Origin of the sequence: Streptomyces gelaticus (assembly GCF_014649535.1) — a bacterium.
Lineage (GTDB): Bacteria > Actinomycetota > Actinomycetes > Streptomycetales > Streptomycetaceae > Streptomyces > Streptomyces gelaticus.
In genome coordinates this window covers 1-962 of sequence record NZ_BMTF01000092.1, presented here as the reverse complement: position 1 = coordinate 962, position 962 = coordinate 1, and the positions used below count along the sequence as shown (strand labels likewise).

Below are 962 nucleotides of genomic sequence, written 5' to 3'. Positions count from 1 at the left end.
GACCTGGAGAAGATCCGCGGCCGGTGCCCGGCCGGGGTGAACAACACCCAGGTCGGCGCGTTCCTCGACAAGGCCCGCCATGCGTTCGGGGTGAACCCCATCGTCTACACGTCGAAGGACTTCGCCGACACGTGCCTGCGCGGCAACACCAGTGCCCTGGCCAACAGCCCGCTGTGGCAGCCCCGCTACGAGAGCGGAACGCGTGAGCCCGCTCCCGTCGGCGGCAGGTACTGGTCGATCTGGCAGTACACCGAGAACGGATCGCTACCCGGCCTGCGGGGCAAGGCCGACGTCAACGTCTACCGCGGCACGCTGACCCAGCTCCGCGCCCTCGCCCACCTCGCCCCCGGCCAGACCCCCACAGGCCCCGGCACGGGCGCCGGAACCGGTGCCGGTGCCGGTGCCGGTGCGGGGGCCGGTGCGGGGGCGTCTGCTCCGTCCACGGCTGTGTGGCCGCTGCTGAAGAACGGGGCGCGGGGCGTGAACGTCACCACCGCCCAGCACCTGCTCGCCGCGGCCGGCCGGTCCGTCACCGCCGACGGAATCTTCGGCCCGAACACCCGGAACGCGACCATCGCGTTCCAGCGGTCCCACGGCCTGGCCGCCGACGGCATCATCGGCCCGAACACCTGGAACAAGCTGACCCGGACCGTGCGCACCGGTTCCAACGGGTCGGCGGTCAAGGCCGCCCAGGCGCAGCTCGCCGGGTACGGCCACCGCATCGCGGTCGACGGTGCGTTCGGTCCGGCCACCCGGAACGCGGCCGTCGCATTCCAGCGGTCCCACGGCCTGGCCGCGGACGGGATCATCGGTCCGAAGACGTGGAACAAGCTGATCAACGGGACCAAGGCAAGCACCCCGACCACGCCTGCCCCGACCACGCCCGCTCCGGCGAGCGGGAAGCTGACCCAGCGCCAGGCCCTCGCGCAGCTCGCCGCGGCCGGTATCAAGGCCCCGGTCGG

1 protein-coding gene is annotated in these 962 nt (G+C 72.9%); it reads left to right on the top strand.

Going from position 1 to position 962, the window contains the following annotated elements; all coding sequences use genetic code 11:
- Positions 1-36 precede the first annotated feature (36 nt).
- The coding region (locus tag IE107_RS34485) for a peptidoglycan-binding protein (protein WP_189548278.1) at positions 37-962 on the top strand (926 nt) is incomplete at its 3' end.